We start from the raw sequence: 17,450 nt of genomic DNA, 5'->3' as shown, positions 1-17,450 counted from the left end.
TTGCTTCAGGCAGCAAAAACCGGCCGCTGGGGCCGGTTTTCAGTGATGTTTCATACTCTTAAGAGTTTTTAACAATCTTGTGCAGGCACACCGCTGTGGAAGCGGAATTCTTCGTCCGGCGACTCGATCAGTTCCTGCTCGGCGGCGCGGACCTTGTCGATGACCTGAGCAATATCCTTCGCATCGCCGTACTGATAGGCCAGTTTCAGATAACCCTGAAAATGCCGCGCCTCACTTTTCAGCAGGCCAAAGTAGAACTTGCCGAGTTCTTCGTCCAGATGCGGCACCAGTGCTTCGAAACGCTCGCAACTGCGTGCTTCGATAAACGCGCCGACCACCAGCGTATCCACCAGTTTCACCGGCTCGTGGCTGCGCACCACCTTGCGCAAGCCCGAGGCGTAACGACCGGCGTGGAGCTGGCGCAGTTCGATCTTGCGCCGTTTCATGATGCGCATGACCTGCTCGTGGTGCACCAGTTCTTCCCGGGCCAGACGCGACATCATATTGATCAGGTCGACGTGGGAATGGTACTTGGCAATCAGGCTCAGGGCGGTGCTGGCAGCCTTGAACTCACAGTTCTTGTGGTCGATCAGCAGGGTTTCCTGATCGGCCAGGGCGGCCTGAACCCAGGCGTCGGGGGTGCGGCAGCCAAGGAATTCGTGGATTTCGGGAAGGATCATGGGGCTCACGGTAAAAGGTGTTCGAGCGAAGGGCGCCGATTATACCGGCCTGTCCGCAGACCACCAGCGGCTGGCGTTGATATGCATCAAGTCGCACACGATCGGACAGCAACTATAGTTGTGCAACGCCGTGCCTTTTCTTTGCTGGAGACTCCGCTCATGCAAGCCATTCGCAGCATTCTGGTGGTCATTGAACCCGAACATTCGGAAAGCCTGGCGCTCAAGCGCGCCAAATTGATCGCCGGCGTGACCCAGGCCCATCTGCACCTGCTGGTGTGCGACAAGAAGCACGACCACGCCGGCATGCTTGGCGTACTCAAAGCCGCGCTGATCGCCGACGGCTACAGCGTGACCACCGAACAGGCGTGGAACGAGAGCCTGCATGAAACCATCATCGAGGTGCAGCAGGCCGAGGGCTGCGGTTTGGTGATCAAGCAGCATTTCCCCGACAGCTCACTGAAAAAGGCCCTGCTGACCCCGGCGGACTGGAAGCTCCTTCGCCACTGCCCTACCCCGGTGCTGCTGGTGAAAACCGCCGGTTCGTGGAAGGACAAGGTGATTCTGGCAGCCGTGGACGTGGGCAATGCCGATGGTGAACATCGGCATTTGCACACGACGATCATTGATCATGGCTACGACATCGCCAGCCTGGCCAAGGCGCATCTGCATGTGATCGCTGCGCATCCATCACCGATGCTGTCGGCTGCAGACCCGACGCTGCAACTGAGCGAAACCATCGAGGCGCGTTACCGCGAGCAATGTCGAGCGTTTCAGGCGGAATTCGATGTCGATGATGAGCATTTGCACATCGAAGAAGGCCCGGCGGACGTGTTGATTCCGTTCATGGCGCACAAGCTGCAAGCGGCGGTGACCGTGATTGGCACGGTGGCGCGGACCGGGTTGTCAGGGGCTCTGATTGGCAATACCGCTGAAGTGGTTTTGGATGAACTGGAGAGTGATGTGCTGGTGCTCAAGCCGCAGGAGGTTGAGGATCACCTGGTGGAGTTGGCGGTGAAGCACTAAACAGCCCAAATTGAAATGCGATCCCTGTAGGAGTGAGCCTGCTCGCGATGGCGGTGTGTCATACGACAACAGTGTTGACTGATAGACCGCTATCGCGAGCAGGCTCACTCCTACAATTGGAATGATTGCAAAATGTGGGAGCGAGCCTGCTCGCGAAGCTTCTAGGCGCCGAAGGCGTCTTTCAGAAAGCCCGGGGCGATGTAGCGCTGATAATGCGCTTCCGACAGCAGGAAGAATTCCCGATCAATGGCATCACGCAATTCCGGCAGGTTCCAGTCGCGAAACTCCGGCAGCAACACCATCCCGTAGGCTTCCAGATTAATGATCACCCGCGCCCCACGGGCAATCAGCTGATACGCCCAGCAATATTCCGACTGATGCGGCACGAAGCGGATCTTGCGCTGTTCCAGTTGCTCGCGCAGGCGCGCCGAATCGAAAATCTCGACCTTGGCCGCCATCACTTGTGACAGCAATTGCTCCAGACGCAACCACACCGCACGTTTTTCTTCCTCGTTGTAGCCATTCCAGTGGATCACTTCGTGGTGGAAACGCTTACAGCCACGGCACACCAGATCACCGTAAACAGTGGAGCAGAGGCCGACGCAGGGGGTCTTGATGGTCTGATTGGGCATAAGGTAGGTAAAACACTGAAACGCGGAACAGGTCGGCATGTTAGCCCTTTGTCGGGCATTGATCACCCCTCAAACTTCAGGGTCACAGCCACGCGCGGCGTTTGCCCTGGCCACGCGCATTGCCACGAAAGTCCAATAGAGCCCGACTTACCTTTAAATTTTTTTTGCCGTAGAATCAGCCAGCCTTTTAAGGCGCCAATGTCCGTTAGAAGCTGTTTTCAAAGCGTCACGAGCACAGTCGTTCCTTCAGAGCGGTGTTGGCGAGGGATTTTTCCAGCGGGGAAAAATCCAGCGCCAACCCTCATCAGCTCCCCGTTCTGCAGGCGTAAAACTTTGAAAGCAGCTTCTGTAAGGAATTGCCGGTAATTCTGGCCGAACGACCCACAACGTCGTGAGGAGCATGAGTACGGCAATTTCGGGATGAGCGTCCCGGACACCCATTTGGGACCACTGATGAGGGTAATAACTGTGCTTGAAGCCTACCGCAAACATATCGAAGAGCGTGCAGCCCTGGGTATCGTTCCCCAGCCGCTTAACGCCGAACAAACAGCAGGCCTGGTCGAGCTGCTGAAAAACCCTCCGGCTGGCGAAGAAGAATTTCTCGTTGACCTGATCACCAATCGCATTCCACCAGGCGTGGACGAAGCGGCCTATGTCAAAGCCGGCTTCCTGTCTGCACTGGCCAAGGGCGAAGTTTCCTCCCCTCTGCTGGACAAAAAACGCGCTGTAGAACTGCTCGGCACCATGCAGGGCGGCTACAACATCGTCACTCTGGTTGACCTGCTGGACGACGCCGAGCTGGCGCCGGTCGCTGCCGCGCAGCTCAAGCACACCCTGCTGATGTTCGATGCGTTCCACGACGTCGCGGAAAAAGCCAAGAACGGTAACGCTCACGCTAAAGCCGTGCTGCAATCCTGGGCTGACGGCGAGTGGTTCAAAAACCGTCCGACCCTGGCAGACAAGATCAGCCTGCGCGTGTTCAAGGTAACCGGCGAAACCAACACCGACGACCTCTCCCCTGCTCCCGATGCCTGGTCGCGTCCAGACATCCCGCTGCACGCCCTGGCCATGCTGAAAATGGCCCGCGACGGCATCGTTCCTGATCAGCAGGGCGCCATCGGCCCGATGAAGCAGATCGAAGAAATGCGCGGTCAAGGCTTCCCGATCGCCTACGTCGGTGACGTGGTCGGTACCGGTTCGTCGCGTAAATCGGCCACCAACTCGGTGCTGTGGTTCTTCGGCGACGACGTTCCTTACGTGCCGAACAAGCGTGCTGGCGGTTTCTGCTTCGGCAGCAAAATCGCTCCGATCTTCTACAACACCATGGAAGATGCCGGCGCACTGCCAATCGAGTTCGACGTTTCCAACATGAACATGGGCGACGTGATCGACCTGTACCCGCATGCTGGCAAAGTCTGCAAACACGGCACCGACGAAGTCCTGACCACCTTCGAAATGAAGACTCCGGTGCTGTTGGACGAAGTCCGTGCCGGCGGCCGTATCCCGCTGATCATCGGCCGTGGCCTGACCGAGAAGGCTCGCGCCGAACTGGGTCTGCCACCGTTCGATCTGTTCAAGAAACCTGATGCACCGATCGAAAGCACCAAGGGTTACACCCTGGCGCAGAAAATGGTCGGCAAGGCTTGCGGTCTGGCAGAAGGCAAAGGCATCCGTCCTGGCACCTACTGCGAACCGAAGATGACCACCGTGGGTTCTCAGGACACCACCGGTCCAATGACCCGTGACGAACTGAAAGATCTGGCGTGCCTGGGCTTCTCCGCTGACCTGGTGATGCAGTCCTTCTGCCACACCGCGGCGTATCCAAAGCCGATCGACGTGACCACCCACCACACCCTGCCTGACTTCATCATGACCCGCGGCGGCGTTTCCCTGCGTCCGGGCGACGGCATCATCCACTCGTGGCTGAACCGCATGCTGCTGCCAGACACCGTGGGTACCGGTGGTGACTCGCACACCCGTTTCCCAATGGGCATCTCGTTCCCGGCCGGTTCCGGTCTGGTTGCGTTTGCCGCAGCCACCGGCGTTATGCCGCTGGACATGCCGGAATCGATCCTGGTGCGCTTCAAAGGCAAAATGAAACCTGGCATCACCCTGCGTGACCTGGTTCATGCCATTCCTTACTTCGCCATCCAGAACGGTCTGCTGACCGTCGAGAAGAAAGGCAAGAAAAACGCCTTCTCCGGCCGCATCCTGGAAATCGAAGGTCTGGAAGGTCTGACCCTGGAGCAGGCGTTCGAACTGTCCGACGCCTCGGCCGAACGTTCGGCTGCCGGTTGCACCATCAAGCTGTCGAAAGAGTCGATCACCGAGTACCTGAACTCCAACATCACCCTGCTGCGCTGGATGATCGGCGAAGGCTACGGCGATGCACGTACCCTGGAACGTCGCGCCCAAGCGATGGAAGCCTGGGTTGCCAACCCGGAACTGATGGAAGCCGATGCCGACGCCGAATACGCCGAAGTCATCGAAATCGACCTGGCCGACATCAACGAGCCGGTACTGTGCGCGCCGAACGATCCGGACGACGCCCGTCTGCTGTCCAGCGTTGCTGGCGAGAAGATCGACGAAGTGTTCATCGGTTCGTGCATGACCAACATCGGTCACTTCCGCGCTGCCGGTAAACTGCTGGATCAGGTCAAGGGTCAGCTGCCAACCCGTCTGTGGCTGTCGCCGCCGACCAAAATGGACGCTCACCAACTGACCGAAGAAGGCTACTACGGCATCTACGGCAAGGCTGGCGCACGCATGGAAATGCCAGGCTGCTCGCTGTGCATGGGTAACCAGGCACGCGTTGAGCCGAACAGCACCGTGGTCTCGACTTCGACCCGTAACTTCCCGAACCGTCTGGGCGACGGCGCGAACGTCTACCTGGCTTCGGCCGAGCTGGCGTCCGTGGCTTCGATCCTGGGTCGCCTGCCGACCGTCGAGGAGTACATGGAATACGCTGGCAAGATCGACAGCATGGCGGCTGATATCTACCGCTACCTGTCCTTCGACCAGATCGCCGAGTTCCGTGAAGCTGCTGCGAACGCCAATATCCCGGTCGTTCAAGCCTAACGTTACAACGCACTGAAAAACGCCGCCCATCGTGAGATGAGCGGCGTTTTTTTATGCCTCACACATAGACCCTGTGGGAGCGAGCCTGCTCGCGAAAGCGGTGTGTCAGTCGATGTAACTATTGGATGATGAATCGCTTTCGCGAGCAGGCTCGCTCCCACATTTGATTCTTACCAGACAAGAGACCTGCATTTCCCCGATAGGGTTACGGGTTTAGTGTGAGGGCTTTCTGCACGGCGCCATCGACGCTCAGACCGCTGAGGATCACAGCGTTGGCTTGCACTTCGGGCAACGCCTCCAGCACCGCCAGCGCCTCATGCTTGAGCCGCGCCAGAATCAAACGCTTGCCTTCCTGATGCACCCGCACAAGGAACTCCTGCATCGCCTCAATGCTGGTGCCATCCAGGTCCGGCGTCTCCTCGAGACTCAGAATCACCGTATGCACCGGCGTTTCTGCATGGCGGATCAGCCGTAACGCCGCGCCCAGAATCCGTTCAACGTTGGCAAAGAACAACGCCTCACTGGGCCGAATGATCAGTACGCCAGGCTCCGTTTGCGCAACGGGATGACGCTGCACATCGACAAAATCGTGCCCGCCATCAATCCGCCCGAGCACTTGAATGTCCGCGGCCGACATCTGCTTGAGCATCAGCAGCACACTGATCGCCACCGAAACCAGCAGACCGTCCAGCACGCCCAATACCAACACGGCCGAAACCGCGCAGATCACCAGCAGACGATCCCGGCGCCAAATGAAGTAGCGGCCCAGTGGCTGCAGACTCAAACCGCGACCCAGCGCATGCATGACAATCGCGGCGAGGATCGGCTCCGGGGTCAGGGCAATCCACGGCAACACCGTCAGCACGATGATTAACACCACCAACGCCGCCACACCGCCGGCCCAGCGTGACGTCGCACCTGCTGCTTCATTCGCCGAGGTCGCCGAGTACCCTGCCCCGGCCGGCATACCATGAAACAACCCGGAGAGCAGATTCGATGCGCCTAGCGCCAACAGATCACGGTTTGAGGTGACGCGGTCGCCATGCTTGAGCGCATACGCACTGATCGACCCGTAAGACTCCGCATACAGAATCATCACCAGCGCAAAACCCACCTCCCCCAGCCGTAGCCAGTCGGCGAATGGCAGCACCGGCAGGTTGGGAACTTCCAGGCTCAGGTCGATAGTGCCGATCATCTGCACGCCGTACGCCGACAGATTCAACCATTGCCCGGCGGCGATGCCGATCACTACTACCAGCAAGCCACCGGGCACCCGCGGGAATCGTGAAAATACTCCGAGCAATACCAGTGCGAGGGCCGCAACAGCCGCGGCCGGCCAGTTCCATTGCGGCAGCTGTTCAAGTAATTGCGGGGCGAAGCGCACCAGATTGGCGTCGGTCAGATGCACGCCGACCACGCTGGCGACTTGTTTGAGAATGATGGTCAGCGCCAGGCCGAAGGCGAATCCGCGCAAAACCGGTTTGGCGATGAAAGAGGTGACACTGCCCAGACGAAAGAGCCCAGCCAATAGAAACAACACGCCCGTGACCAACACCAGGCCGACTGCCAGGGTCGAGCGCAATTGCGGGTCACCATTGGCCAGCGTCGCCGTCGCGGCCGCCAGCACTGCGGCCGACGAGGACGTTGCCGACACAATCGCAAAACGACTGGTACCGAACACCCCATAACACAGCAACCCGGCAAAGAGGGCGATCACCCCGGCCTGTGGCGCCAGCGCGGCAATGGTCGAATACGCCACCGCTTCGGGCAGCAAGAGACCGGCTATCGATAGACCGGCGAGTACATCCCGCCAGCGATTGGGTTGTTCTACAGGTTGCGGGGCGCTCGACAATCCACTGTCTCCAGACGAAAAAAAGCCGCTGCATACGTCGTATGCAGCGGCCACTGTAGCTGAGTATCTGGAGTTGTAGCTTACGCGGTCAGCGAATAAATCAACGCCGAAATCGCTACCAGGCCGACAGCCGTTACAAACACGTTCGACGCCTGGCCGCGATAGCGGGCCATCGCTGGCACTTTACGGATTGCGTACATCGGCATCAGGAACAGAATCGCCGCGATCACCGGGCCGCCGATGGTTTCGATCATGCCCAGAATGCTCGGGTTCAGGGTTGCCACGATCCAGCACACCACCAGCATGAAGGCCGCCACGATGCGATCCAGCGCCTTGGCGCCCGGGCGCTTGCCGCTCTTGATAATCAGGCCTTTGAGACCTTCGCTGGCACCGATGTAGTGACCGAGGAACGATTTGGAGATCGCCACAAACGCAATCAACGGCGCTGCGAAAGCGATGGTAGGATTGCTGAAGTGGTTGGCCAGGTACGACAGGATCGACAGATTCTGCGCCTTGGCCTCGGCCAGTTGCTCCGGCGACAGGGTCAACACGCAGCTGAAGACGAAGAACAACACCATCGCCACCATCAACAGGTGCGCGCGGGACAGGATCTGCGAGCTGCGCTCTTCAGCGTGGACGCCATAACGACGCTTCTGATCGACCGCAAACGCCGAGATGATCGGCGAGTGGTTGAAGGAGAACACCATCACCGGAATCGCCAGCCACAGCGTGTGCAGCAACGCAGACGGTGCCGGCACGTGCGAAGCCGTGGCGAGAATGCCGCCGTTCCAGTGTGGAATCAGGTAAACGGCGAGGAACAGCAGCGCGACGATAAACGGATACACCATCAGGCTCATCGCCTTGACGATCGCCTGCTCACCGCAACGCACCACGGCCAACAGACCGAGGATCAGCACGAACGACAGCAGCGCGCGCGGTGGCGGCGTGATGTGCAGTTGATGTTCGAGAAAACTGGCGACCGTGTTGGTCAGACCGACGCTGTAGATCAGCAGAATCGGGAAGATCGCGAAGAAGTACAGCAAGGTGATCAGCGCGCCGGCCTTGATGCCGAAATGCTGCTCGACCACTTCAGTGATGTCGGCGCCTTCACGACCGGAAAGCACAAAGCGGGTCAGGCCACGGTGCGCGTAGAACGTCATCGGGAAGGCCAGCAGCGCAAGGACCACCAGCGGCCAGAAGCCACCCAGTCCTGCGTTGATCGGCAAAAACAGGGTACCGGCGCCAATGGCCGTCCCAAACAGTCCCAACATCCAGGTGGTGTCCTGGCGATTCCAGCTCGAAAGTTCAGCAGGTGCTGCTGCATCAAAGCGCTCTTCGACGCTATTGGCCTGATCATTCATCCGGTCGGATCTCCGCATTCCGGTCACTTGCCACTCGGTCAGACGCGTCGGAAAAAACCGACAGACATGCTCCGGCCGAAACAGGGGCGCGATTCTCCGCGATAAATGAGCAGAAGCAAAGACTTAGCTGAGGAATGGTTATGCGGAGCAGTTTAGAGGTGTGTCGTTTTTGAGAAAATAACTGTCGGCTTCAGGTAGGCGTCGTGTCGTTTTCTGGCAAGCTCCAACGTTTGATGCAGTCGCGAGGAATCGATCAGATTGATCGTGCCAGGATGAATCCGAGCGACATACAAAAAATGCCGAACGCCAGCATCCCCCAGATTGGATACATATCTTCCTTGTCCTTGATACGCATTCTTTCGACCGACTCATCGTACTCACGATCCGATAGTTCAATCATAGCCTTGCGGTCAAATGTGCTCATCTTGATTTCCTTTTGGGTCATGGGTCTGATTGTTGTGAAGCGTGAACACTCAAACCTTGAAAAAAACGCCTACTACTGCAGTGATTGCGGTCACCACTCCAGCCAATACCGCGAGTGGATAAAAACTCGTCTCTCTCTTTAGCTTTTTTGCTTCAGCCAGAAGCTTTTGTCTTTCCGCCACGAGTTTCCGTGTTTCATTCAGGAGCCTTTGGAGCTCCAGGTTTTCGCGATCGTCCTGAAGCATGCGCCTTCCTTGGCTATTGGCAGTGACTGGCGGGACTGCTTTGTGCCCTCATGATTTCCTAAATCATCTCGCGCCAGATAGCGGATGAATCCGGCGTTTTCGTAGGCAAAATCCGCGAGTCAGGTAGGCAGCCTCATACAGAGACCTTTCAGAAAACACCTCGCGATCAAGTACCCGTGCCTTTCAATTTGGCCCACATGATCTAGCGTGAAATGAGTCCCCCTGCCCTGCGGAGCCTTCCCATGCCATTGGTTCGCGTCGACATCAGACAAAACCCCGACCCCAACTTCGCCAAACGCATCGGCGAGCAGATCTACGCCGCCCTGCGCAGTTGTATAGATGTGCCCGAGCACGACAACTTTCAGATCCTGACCGAGCACGATGGCCAGCACCTGGTCTACGATCCGCAATATCTGGGGATCCAGCGCAGCGACGGCGTGGTATTCATTCAGATCACCATCAGCGAAGGGCGCACAGTGGAGAAAAAACAGTTGCTGTTCAAAACCATCGCCGAGCGCCTGCACGCGCAGTTGGCGGTGCGCCTGGAAGACGTGTTCATCAATCTGGTCGAGGTGAAAAAAGAGAACTGGTCATTCGGCAATGGCATTGCCCAGTACGTCACCTGACCCCTAGCCAGCTAGCGGCCGAAGCGATCATCAAACATCACAAAGCAACCCTCGGCGCTGCCTTCGCACGAGTAATCGACAGTGCGGATGTCAGGTTTTAAAAGAAACGCTCCTTGAAATTGACGCCACTTCGCCGGCTGCGGTTGCGTCAATCACGAATTTGTAACCTTATCCTCCGCCCTACAACTGCGTGTACTTCTCTAATGTCATCTGCGCTATGAATTACAGAAAACACCAATAAAAAGCCCTTCGCCTATCGATATTTCAGAATAATCCTACAATCAAAAACACCTAATAAAACCACGACCAAATATTACCGAGATCCGAACAACAGTCATTTGTTACAAGCAACTACGCAGCCATTGAACAATCCTCTTTTTCAGGCCTATATTTTTCACGCCCTGAATGACGAAAGACCAATCGCAAACGACCTTCGAAGTTTGATAAAGAGGAAAAAGCATGCAAAAGCGCACGATCACCGGCCTGCTGTTGACCGGACTGCTTTTCACCCCGCTTGCCAGCGCTGATGTCCGCGAGCTGGCTTCTTCGCCGCGATGGCTGACTACCAAGGTCTACATCGATGGCGCTCCTGAAACAGACGTCAAGGCGAAGTATCCCGGCGTCGTAGGTATATCGACCTGGGATCCCGAGAGTAATCGATACGAGTTCTTTTACACCGACACAGGCGAGTCAAAGTACAACAAAGGCGGAGGCGGTTATTTCTTTGTCACCGGCAACCAGAAACAGCACATTCTGGTACCCGATATCGGTCCGACCAAAACAATTGTCAGGCGCCTGGAAACACTGAACAACAGTGAATTCACTTACTCTCGGGAAGTCCCCCGCGACATGATCGACAACAATCCACTTGTACGTATTCATGTCGTTCACGCGCCGTATACCGGCACCGTAGAAACCAAATCCGCCATCAAACAATAAAACCAGGAGTTCAACATGCAAAAGACAGTTAAAACCCTGCTGATGTCGACGTTGCTGGCCTCCACGGTGTATTGCGCCGGAGTCAGTGCGCAAGCCGCCACCCAACCCGCCACAAATACTGTTGCCACCGCCGACAATGCAATGATGCTGACCGTGTTTCTGAAACATGATCAGACCCGCCCGCTGAGCGAACTCAAGGCCCAGCTCACACAACAAGGCTTCTACAAGACCTTCCCCCCCGCCGGGGTCGAAGTGGTGAGCTGGAACATCATGATGGGCATTGGCCAAGTGGTGACCGTACGCTTCCCCGCCTCACGGCTGGCAGAAGTGAACCTCGCCCTGGAAAACACCGCATGGGGCAGTTACCGAACCGAGTTTTATCCAACCTATGATTTCAAGCCGATTGCCCTCGCAGAACAAACCAAAGCCCAAGCAGCCCAATGATGCCGACAGCACACCGGATCACCGGTGTGCTGCCTACCCTTGCTTCTTGCCCGAAGCCGTCCAGAATCAAAGCACCACTGCGTGAATGACAACGATTGCCAAGCCGCTGCGGATTCAGCACTCTGAAACGACTTTCGCGACCGACCCGCCGACGTTCACAGGAGCCGCGCAATGCCCGCAACCGTTCTGGTACTGGTTGAAACCATCAATGACTATTTGCCGATCCTCGAACATCAGGGTTTTCACCTGATCCTCGCCCCCACGCCGGCCGAGCGTGCGCAAGCCATCGCCACTCACGGCAGCCGCATCGACGCGGTGCTGACTCGCGGGCCGCTGGGCCTGACCGCCGATGAAATCACCGCCCTGCCCGCACTGAAAATCATCACGGTGATCGGCGCCGGTTACGAGCAGGTCGACCTGCAAGCCGCCAGTAACCGTGGCATTACCGTCACCAACGGCGCCGGGGTCAATGCCTCGTCGGTGGCCGACCATGCGATGGCGATGCTGCTGGCGCTGGTCCGGGATATCCCTCGTTGTGACGCTGCGGTACGCCGCGGTGAATGGCCGAAGATCATGCGCCCGTCGCTGGCCGGCAAACGCTTGGGGATTCTCGGGCTGGGCGCCGTGGGCATGGCGATAGCCAAACGCGCCCACTTTGGCTTCGACATGGAGATCAGCTATCACAGCCGCCAGGTGCGCAGCGATGTGCCTTACACGTTCTGCTCGACGCCGACCGAACTGGCACGGGCCTCGGATTTCCTGATCATCGCCACGCCTGGCGGCATCGGTACACAGCATCTGGTGACTCGCCCGGTGCTCGATGCGCTGGGGCCGAAAGGCTTTGTCGTCAATATCGCCCGCGCCAGTGTGATCGCCACGGCGGATCTGATCACAGCGCTTGAGCAACGCAAAATTGCCGGCGCCGCACTGGATGTGTTCGACCACGAGCCGCAAGTGCCGGATGCGCTGAAAACCCTGAGCAACGTGCTACTGACGCCACACGTCGCCGGTCTGTCACCGGAAGCCACTCAAGGCACGGTGGAGTTGGTGGGCAAAAATCTCGTGGCGTTTTTTTCGGGCGAACCGGTACTGACGCCCATTGCCTTGCCTCCGAAACTCAACAATCAGCGCGTGCACTGAAGCACACCGGACGACGTGTCGAGCGCTCGTCCCAGCCCTCCTTTTCGGTCACGGCATATCCGCAAAACCCTGGTTCACCGCGACTTTTCGCGCACATTCCCAAAGGTGATTATCGGGCAACACGCTAGCCTATAAGACCGACTCGCGCTTGTGGCGCCCCGAGCGCGCCATTAGATTAGCCAATGATGTCTGGCCTCCAAAATAAGCAGAAGGGATAAGCATGGCGCTTACTGACCAGTCCACCCGTATCCGCTCTGGCGAAGAACTCGATGCCAGCCTGATCGATCCGTACCTCAAGGCGCACATTCCAGGCCTGAGCGGCACACCTGCGATCAGCCAGTTTCCTGGCGGTGCGTCGAACCTGACCTACCTGCTGGAATACCCGGAACAGGAATTCGTCCTGCGCCGTCCGCCGTTCGGCCACAAGGCCAAGTCCGCCCACGACATGGGCCGTGAATTCCGCATCCTCAATCAATTGCGCGACGGTTTTCCGTATTGCCCGAAGGCCTACGTGCACTGCACCGACGAATCGGTGATCGGCGCCGAGTTCTACGTCATGGAGCGGGTCAAAGGGATCATCCTGCGCTCGGAGCTGCCGCCGGAGCTGGGCCTTGATTCGGCAAAGACCGAAGCCCTGTGCAAAAGCTTTATCGACCGCTTCGTCGAACTGCACCGCGTCGACTACAACGCCTGCGGCCTGGGCGATCTGGGCAAACCGGAAGGCTACGTCGCCCGTCAGATCAAAGGCTGGAGCGAGCGCTACGAAAAAGCCCTGACCCCGGATGCGCCGCATTGGGAAGCAGTGAAAGCCTGGCTCAACGACAAGATGCCGGCCGACCACCCGACCTCAAGTATCGTCCACAACGACTACCGCTTCGACAACGTCATCCTCGACCCGCACAACCCGATGCAGATCATCGGCGTACTCGACTGGGAACTGACCACCCTCGGCGACCCGTTAATGGATCTGGGCAACACCCTCGCCTATTGGATTCAGGCGGACGATCCGGCGCCGGTGCAACTGATGCGCCGCCAGCCAAGCCACGCGCCGGGCATGCTCACCCGCCGCGAGTTCGTCGATTACTACGCCGAACGTTCGGGCATCCAGATCGACAATTTCGACTTTTACTACACCTACGGCCTGTTCCGTCTGGCCGGCATCGTGCAGCAGATCTACTACCGCTTCTACCACGGCCAGACCCAGGACAAACGCTTCGCGCAGTTCATTCACATGAACAAACTGCTGGAGCAGATGAGCTTGCAGGTCATTGCGAAATCGAGCCTCTGACGGCCCACACCCAGGAACCCTTATGTCCAAGACTCAGTTGTTCGACCTCGACGGTAAAATTGCTTTCGTTTCCGGCGCCAGCCGTGGCATCGGTGAAGCCATCGCCAAACTGCTGGCCCAGCAAGGCGCCCATGTGATCGTGTCGAGCCGCAAGCTCGACGGCTGCCAGCATGTCGCCGACGCGATCATCGCCGCCGGCGGCAAAGCCACGGCCGTGGCCTGCCACATCGGTGAAATGGAACAGATCAGCCAGGTGTTCGCCGGGATCAAGGAACAGTTCGGCCGCCTCGATATTCTGGTCAACAACGCCGCGACCAACCCGCAATTCTGCAATGTGCTGGACACCGATCTGAGTGCGTTCCAGAAAACCGTTGACGTGAACATCCGTGGCTACTTCTTCATGTCGGTCGAAGCCGGCAAGCTGATGCGCGAAAACGGTGGCGGCAGCATCATCAACGTCGCGTCGATCAACGGCATTTCGCCGGGGATCTTCCAGGGCATCTACTCGGTGACCAAAGCGGCGGTGATCAACATGACCAAGGTCTTCGCCAAGGAATGCGCGCAGTTCGGCATCCGCTGCAACGCGCTGCTGCCGGGTTTGACCGACACCAAATTTGCCTCGGCGCTGGTGAAGAATGATGCGATTCTCAAGCAAGCGCTGACGCAGATCCCGCTCAAGCGTGTGGCTGATCCGAGCGAAATGGCCGGCGCGGTGCTGTACCTGGCGAGCGATGCGTCGAGCTACACCACCGGGGTTGCGCTGAATGTGGACGGTGGGTTTCTGTCCTGATTTAAACGGCAAATGATTAACCCTGTGGGAGCGAGCTTGCTCGCGAAGGCGTAGTGTCAATCGACAATGATTTGGTTGACACACCGCATTCGCGAGCAAGCTCGCTCCCACAGGTCACTGCTTGAATCAGGCATCGAGGACTTTCGGTAACTGCCAGCCGAAATGCACCGACAGCAAACGCAACAGCAAACACGCCGCCCCCGCCAGCAACGCCGCCGCTACCGGCGAAACGCCCAGCCTGCGGCCGATGATCAACACCGCCGCACCGACAAACGCTGAACTCGCATACAAATCCGCCTGCAACACCACAGGTATCCGCGCCAGCACAATGTCGCGTATCACCCCGCCACCGACGCCGGTGATGGTGCCCATCAGCATCGCCACAAACGGTGTGATCCCGAAATTCAACGCTTTCTGCGCACCGGCCACGGCAAACAGCGCCAAGCCTGCTGCATCCAGCACAATCAGGGTTGAACCGGACCAGCCCAGCACCTGCTCATGAAAGGCAAACGCTAGCCCGCCCATGAAAAACGCCAGCGCCGGGTAGCGCCAATCGGCCACGGCATTGGGTGGCGTCGCACCGATCAACAAGTCACGAGTCACCCCGCCACCGAGGGCGACGATAAACGCAATCACCATCACACCGAGCAAGTCGAGCTGACTGCGCATCGCCGCAATAGCGCCTTCCACGGCAAACACCGCAGTGCCGGCCAGGTCGGCCACCAGCACAATCCGCTCAACCCGGGACTGCCGCCCCGCAGGCGCTATTGCGTGACGCAACGGGTGGTCGTGATGTGTCGAGTAACCTGCCCGTCGGCGTACACGTCACCGGCGACCTCAGTGTTTTCGAGCACCTGACACGTGCGCTCCGGCGGCGGCGGCGGCGCTGCCGGTGGAGGGGGTGGAGGACTGGCGCAACCCGCCAACAACACTGCAAAGAAAGCCAACGGCAACACGCGTTTCCCAAGATTGTTCATAGGACGACCCGCGACAAATGGAAGAGCAACTCCCGCGACCGAACCGACCACGGAAGACCTGACCACTCATTCTTTATAGCCGAGCCCCCCGCAAGCGCCAGTGAATCGGCCGGATCGGAAGGAAGTGGCTGTCGATTTTGCGTTCGGATTCGAGAGGATTGGCAAATTGAAATGTGCTTTGCCTGATAGAGCCTCATCGCGAGCAGGCTCACTCCTACAATTGAAAAGAGTACATCTGGCAGAGATTGGTCGGCTGGCAGGCCGCCTTCGCGAGCAAGCTCGCTCCCACAGTTGGAACGAGTACATCTGGCAGAAATTGGTCGGCTGTCAGGCCGCCTTCGCGAGCAGGCTCACTTCTACAATTGAACAGAGTACATCTGGCAGAGATTGGTCGGCTGTCAGGCCGCCTTCGCGAGCAGGCTCGCTCCCACAGTTGAAAAGAGTACATCTGGCAGAGATTGGTCGGCTGTCAGGCCGCCTTCGCGAGCAAGCTCGCTCCCACAGTTGGAACGAGTACATCTGGCAGAGATTGGTCGGCTGTCAGGCCGCCTTCGCGAGCAAGCTCGCTCCCACAGTTGAAAAGAGTACATCTGGCAGAGATTGGTCGGCTGGCAGGCCGCCTTCGCGAGCAGGCTCGCTCCCACAGTTGAAAAGAGTACATCTGGCAGAGATTGGTCGGCTGTCAGGCCGCCTTCGCGAGCAAGCTCGCTCCCACAGTTGAAAAGAGTACATCTGGCAGAGATTGGTCGGCTGTCAGGCCGCCTTCGCGAGCAGGCTCACTCCTACAATTGAACAGAGTGCATCTGGCAGAGATTAGTCGGCTGGCAGGCCGCCTTCGCGAGCAGGCTCACTCCTACAATTGAACAGAGTACATCTGGCAGAGATTGGTCGGCTGTCAGACCGCCTTCGCGAGCAGGCTCGCTCCCACAGTTGAAAAGAGTACATCTGGCAGAGATTGGTCGGCTGTCAGGCCGCCTTCGCGAGCAGGCTCACTCCTACAATTGAAAAGAGTACACCTGGCAGAAATTGGTCGGCTGGCAGGCCGCCTTCGCGAGCAGGCTCGCTCCCACAGTTGAAAAGAGTACATCTGGCAGAAATTGGTCGGCTGTCAGGCCGCCTTCGCGAGCAAGCTCGCTCCCACAGTTGGAACGAGTACATCTGGCAGAGATTGGTCGGCTGTCAGGCCGCCTTCGCGAGCAAGCTCGCTCCCACAGAACAGCCAAAGCAAAACAGCCAAATCGCGCATCGCTTGTGCTTCTCACCACTCAACAGGATGAGCGTTAGCTCGGCTGCAGCTCTTGATCTTGCCGTGCTGGCCCCTTCGGCAGGCTGAGTGGAGGGATTGATCCGGGGGTGGGAGCGCAGCGACCGTTTGGCGCAGCCAAACACAGCGAGAGGAGGTGCAGCGAAGCAAACCGTAGGCGCTGCGCCCGGATCGATCCCGGAGCGAAGGAACCCCGAGCCCCAGCGAGCGGGCCGAACGCCGGGGCCCAGCCTTTTGCTTACTTTTCGGCGTCTGGAAAAGTGAGTCGCTGTAAGAGCGAAACCGCCAGCCGCAGCACCCAAAGAAACGGATATACACCCACCCCCCAAGAGCATGGTCGACCCAAAGGCCGCCAAGCCTAAAAGCCCTAAGCCAAATCAGGATCCCGAAAAGAACGCAAAGTGTTGCTCTCCAACTCATACCGCAATTCTTCAATCAAAGCCTCAACCGACTCCCGCGTCCGCAGCGCATCAAGCTTCAACCCACTGATCACCAGATCCACCTGCCCCGACACCGGGTGATAAAGCTTCACCGTCAGCGAATGATCCCCATCCACCAGACACTCACACGCCAGCGGCGAAAAACTGCGTTCAAGCTGCGTGCGCAACTGCGCAAGATTCATCATCAGACTGTTCCTATAACGACTGCGAAGGGCCGCGATCCCGAGCCAGAAAAAACTCGTATCGCA

The 17,450-nt window shown here is 58.3% G+C and carries 16 protein-coding genes; 8 read left to right on the top strand and 8 right to left on the bottom strand.

The window, feature by feature from the left end; translation table 11 throughout:
- Window positions 1-68: 68 nt before the first annotated feature.
- A complete protein-coding gene (locus tag CLU80_RS24980) occupies window positions 69-680 on the bottom strand; it encodes a MiaE family protein (protein WP_093437087.1) in 612 nt (203 codons plus the stop codon).
- A 159-nt stretch (window positions 681-839) separates the two neighbouring features.
- Between CLU80_RS24980 and uspL the strand changes: the two genes are divergently transcribed.
- On the top strand, window positions 840-1,703 hold the full coding sequence (gene uspL, locus CLU80_RS24975) for a universal stress protein UspL (RefSeq protein ID WP_093437084.1): 864 nt from the start codon (window positions 840-842) through the stop codon (window positions 1,701-1,703).
- 161 nt (window positions 1,704-1,864) lie between these two features.
- Here uspL and CLU80_RS24965 read toward each other — a convergent pair whose 3' ends face one another.
- Window positions 1,865-2,335 carry a DUF1289 domain-containing protein gene (locus CLU80_RS24965; RefSeq protein ID WP_064117650.1) on the bottom strand — a complete coding sequence of 157 codons (471 nt, stop codon included), beginning with the start codon at window positions 2,333-2,335 and terminating at the stop codon, window positions 1,865-1,867.
- A 468-nt stretch (window positions 2,336-2,803) separates the two neighbouring features.
- Between CLU80_RS24965 and acnB the strand changes: the two genes are divergently transcribed.
- Window positions 2,804-5,413 (top strand): bifunctional aconitate hydratase 2/2-methylisocitrate dehydratase, encoded by a 2,610-nt coding sequence (gene acnB / locus CLU80_RS24960; RefSeq protein ID WP_093437081.1) that lies wholly within the window; start codon window positions 2,804-2,806, stop codon window positions 5,411-5,413.
- A gap of 205 nt (window positions 5,414-5,618) precedes the next feature.
- Here the strand turns inward: acnB and CLU80_RS24955 are convergent, their stop codons facing one another.
- The 4 genes from CLU80_RS24955 to CLU80_RS24945 form a co-directional block, all read right to left on the bottom strand.
- On the bottom strand, window positions 5,619-7,265 hold the full coding sequence (locus CLU80_RS24955; protein WP_099758670.1) for a SulP family inorganic anion transporter: 1,647 nt from the start codon (window positions 7,263-7,265) through the stop codon (window positions 5,619-5,621).
- An 80-nt stretch (window positions 7,266-7,345) separates the two neighbouring features.
- Window positions 7,346-8,626 (bottom strand): HAAAP family serine/threonine permease, encoded by a 1,281-nt coding sequence (locus tag CLU80_RS24950; RefSeq protein ID WP_093437075.1) that lies wholly within the window; start codon window positions 8,624-8,626, stop codon window positions 7,346-7,348.
- Window positions 8,627-8,879: 253 nt separating this feature from the next.
- Window positions 8,880-9,050, bottom strand: a complete 171-nt coding sequence (locus tag CLU80_RS30390; protein ID WP_223026173.1) for a hypothetical protein — start codon at window positions 9,048-9,050, stop codon at window positions 8,880-8,882.
- A 49-nt stretch (window positions 9,051-9,099) separates the two neighbouring features.
- Window positions 9,100-9,294 carry a hypothetical protein gene (locus CLU80_RS24945; RefSeq protein ID WP_016982943.1) on the bottom strand — a complete coding sequence of 65 codons (195 nt, stop codon included), beginning with the start codon at window positions 9,292-9,294 and terminating at the stop codon, window positions 9,100-9,102.
- Window positions 9,295-9,536: 242 nt separating this feature from the next.
- Here CLU80_RS24945 and CLU80_RS24940 point away from each other — a divergent pair, with 242 nt between their 5' ends.
- From CLU80_RS24940 to CLU80_RS24910, 6 genes are all read left to right on the top strand, one after another.
- Window positions 9,537-9,920 (top strand): tautomerase family protein, encoded by a 384-nt coding sequence (locus CLU80_RS24940; protein WP_095047464.1) that lies wholly within the window; start codon window positions 9,537-9,539, stop codon window positions 9,918-9,920.
- A gap of 459 nt (window positions 9,921-10,379) precedes the next feature.
- Window positions 10,380-10,859, top strand: a complete 480-nt coding sequence (locus CLU80_RS24930; protein WP_099758669.1) for a DUF4822 domain-containing protein — start codon at window positions 10,380-10,382, stop codon at window positions 10,857-10,859.
- 15 nt (window positions 10,860-10,874) lie between these two features.
- Window positions 10,875-11,303, top strand: coding sequence for a hypothetical protein (locus CLU80_RS24925; protein ID WP_093437066.1), 429 nt, complete (start codon window positions 10,875-10,877; stop codon window positions 11,301-11,303).
- A gap of 171 nt (window positions 11,304-11,474) precedes the next feature.
- Entirely contained in the window at window positions 11,475-12,443 is a 969-nt protein-coding gene (locus CLU80_RS24920; RefSeq protein ID WP_093437063.1) for a 2-hydroxyacid dehydrogenase, read from the top strand.
- 220 nt (window positions 12,444-12,663) lie between these two features.
- Window positions 12,664-13,731, top strand: a complete 1,068-nt coding sequence (locus tag CLU80_RS24915; protein ID WP_093437060.1) for a phosphotransferase family protein — start codon at window positions 12,664-12,666, stop codon at window positions 13,729-13,731.
- A 22-nt stretch (window positions 13,732-13,753) separates the two neighbouring features.
- The gene (locus CLU80_RS24910) at window positions 13,754-14,521 is read left to right on the top strand and encodes an SDR family oxidoreductase (RefSeq protein ID WP_034152479.1); all 768 of its coding nucleotides are present in this window, start codon (window positions 13,754-13,756) and stop codon (window positions 14,519-14,521) included.
- A gap of 126 nt (window positions 14,522-14,647) precedes the next feature.
- Here the strand turns inward: CLU80_RS24910 and CLU80_RS24905 are convergent, their stop codons facing one another.
- Both CLU80_RS24905 and CLU80_RS24900 read right to left on the bottom strand, forming a co-directional pair.
- Window positions 14,648-15,301 (bottom strand): trimeric intracellular cation channel family protein, encoded by a 654-nt coding sequence (locus CLU80_RS24905; protein WP_257358207.1) that lies wholly within the window; start codon window positions 15,299-15,301, stop codon window positions 14,648-14,650.
- A gap of 1,828 nt (window positions 15,302-17,129) precedes the next feature.
- Window positions 17,130-17,387 (bottom strand): DUF1652 domain-containing protein, encoded by a 258-nt coding sequence (locus CLU80_RS24900; protein ID WP_099758667.1) that lies wholly within the window; start codon window positions 17,385-17,387, stop codon window positions 17,130-17,132.
- Between the last annotated feature and the right edge of the window lie 63 nt (window positions 17,388-17,450).

The sequence above is a fragment of the Pseudomonas sp. 29 genome (genome assembly GCF_002754355.1).
Lineage (GTDB): Bacteria > Pseudomonadota > Gammaproteobacteria > Pseudomonadales > Pseudomonadaceae > Aquipseudomonas > Aquipseudomonas neuropathica.
The sequence above is the reverse complement of the archived record's forward strand: the minus strand, read 5'-3'. Positions and strand labels throughout refer to the sequence as shown.